This window comes from Okeania sp. SIO2B9, assembly GCF_010672505.1.
Taxonomy (GTDB): Bacteria; Cyanobacteriota; Cyanobacteriia; order Cyanobacteriales; family Microcoleaceae; genus Okeania; species Okeania hirsuta.
Genome location: NZ_JAAHGK010001321.1, coordinates 1 through 2,064, shown reverse-complemented (window position 1 = coordinate 2,064; position 2,064 = coordinate 1). Strand labels below are relative to the sequence as shown.

The window sequence follows — 2,064 nt, the reverse complement described above, 5'->3', positions numbered from 1 at the left end:
ATGGCTGAAATTTCTCCTATTGAACAGTAAAAATTACGCAATTTAAGGAAGTAAGGAAGAAGGAAGAAGGAAGAAGGAAGGAAGAAGAAAGGACTGAAAAATATGGCGTTTTCATAGAAGAAGGAAGAAGGAAGGACTAAAAAATATGGTTTTGTCTGAGTTTTAAGCTTTTGATACAGTAGATTCCATCAAGGGTGAGGTACACTCACAGCGGGCAAGATGCCCGCACTTGTTTGTATCAGGTCTGTGGAAACGAAGCTACAACATTCGCTATTGCCATAATACAGAGCTTTTCAAATTGATGAGCCACATTGTCACAACAAAAATCCTGTAGGGGTGAATGGCCATTTGCTGATGCAAAGCTCCGCTTTATATGTTGCGGAGCAAAACGCCCCTACTGTTGTCTACCCAAATGAAAACCACTGTAAACCTGATAACTGATAACTGATAACTGATAACTGAATTCAACCCCTGTGAAAAAACTGCTTTAATATTTCAGTAGGTTTTCTATCCCAAGTATCTATATGCTCATAAATTAATCCATCTTTATTCAATTTATAAGTCGAATAACCATTAAAAAAAATTCTGGCTTGCCAAGGAACTCTTAATATTCCACGCACAGTCCAATTTGCCAAAATTATATTTTCTTCTGTTTGCTGAACATCGTGTAAATCAAAATAGAGTTCTGTGAAAAATAACCGACCGTGAAAGCGCAAAGTCCAAAAAATAATTCGATAATTAAACTTCCACTTAAACGTATTAACTGGGTCTTTAAAAAAAATATCCTTAGTATAAATATCGTAGGAAATATCCTTTTTAAATAGAGTAGGTAAATCCAACTTTAGGGTATTAATAACTTGTTCAACTTTCACTCTAATTTTCCTCAGAAAAAATTGATATATCTAGACTAGAGTTTACTTAATCTACTAAAAAAATAGTCAGCGTAAGTTGAAATAGCAGTTTTATCTTTACCTTTTGCGAGTTTAATACCCCACCATCCATGGAGGTGCTTAAAATTGCTTAGAGTGATCAGACAGGGAGTGGCCGATCGTTGACTATCCCCATATAATTTTCCCTTCTGCCTTCTGCTTTCTGCCTTCTGCCTTCTGACTTCTGAGTTCGTTAATGTATCCCAATTTACTTAGAACTAATATTCAACATTCGCTTAATCTGTTTCACATATTGATAAATTTCAGGTAAACGTTTATAAATAGCAGACGCTTTCAAATAAATCTTATAGGGAACTGCAGGACTACTAGAAACAATTTCTCCAGCAGCAACATCATTATGAACACCTGCTTGAGCAGTAGCGATCGCTCCATCTCCAATTTTTGCCTGATTAGCAATACCCACTTGACCTGCCAAAATCACATGATCACCAAGTTTCACTCCACCAGCTAAACCAACCTGAGCCGCCAAAGCACAGTTTTTCCCAATTTGACAACCATGACCAACCTGCACCAAATTATCCAACTTCGTATTTTTGCCAATTCTAGTTTCTCCCACTGCGGGGCGATCGATAGTAGTATTGCCACCAACTTCAACCCCATCTTCCAAAACCACTCTGCCAGACTGTTCCATTTTATACCAACCATCTTGAGTAGGCACAAAACCAAAACCTTCTCCACCAATAACCGCTCCACTATGAATCACACAACTATTCCCAATTTGACTACGTTCGTGGATCGAACAGTTGGCGTGTAAAACAGAATTATCTCCTATTTCCACATCTGGATAAATTACCACATTTGGATAAATACAAACATTATCCCCAATTTTCACCCCCGCATCAACTACAACATGAGGACCAAGATAAACATTTTTTCCTATTTTTGCTGTTGAGTGAATAACAGCAGTGCCATGAATTTCTCGAATAGGTTGAAAAGGTTGATAAAAAAGAGCGATCGCCTTGGCAAATAATAATCTCGGTTCTTTTCCTGCTACCCACTCAATACCACGTTCGCTTGCCTGGGTTTGCAGAGTCTCATCCATTGGCAAAATCAAAGCACTAGCATTTGTCGTGCCTAAGTAACTGGCAAATTTTGCTCCTTCTATATAACTAAA

2 protein-coding genes are annotated in these 2,064 nt (G+C 37.8%); both read right to left on the bottom strand.

The annotated features are described in order from the left end of the window. Positions 1-464: 464 nt before the first annotated feature. Complete coding sequence (locus F6K13_RS30290) at positions 465-872, bottom strand: DUF2358 domain-containing protein (RefSeq protein ID WP_192901226.1); 408 nt, start codon at positions 870-872, stop codon at positions 465-467. Between the two features lie 265 nt (positions 873-1,137). Further along, positions 1,138-2,064: UDP-3-O-(3-hydroxymyristoyl)glucosamine N-acyltransferase (gene lpxD / locus F6K13_RS30285; RefSeq protein ID WP_287289443.1), on the bottom strand; the 927-nt coding region annotated here is incomplete at its 5' end.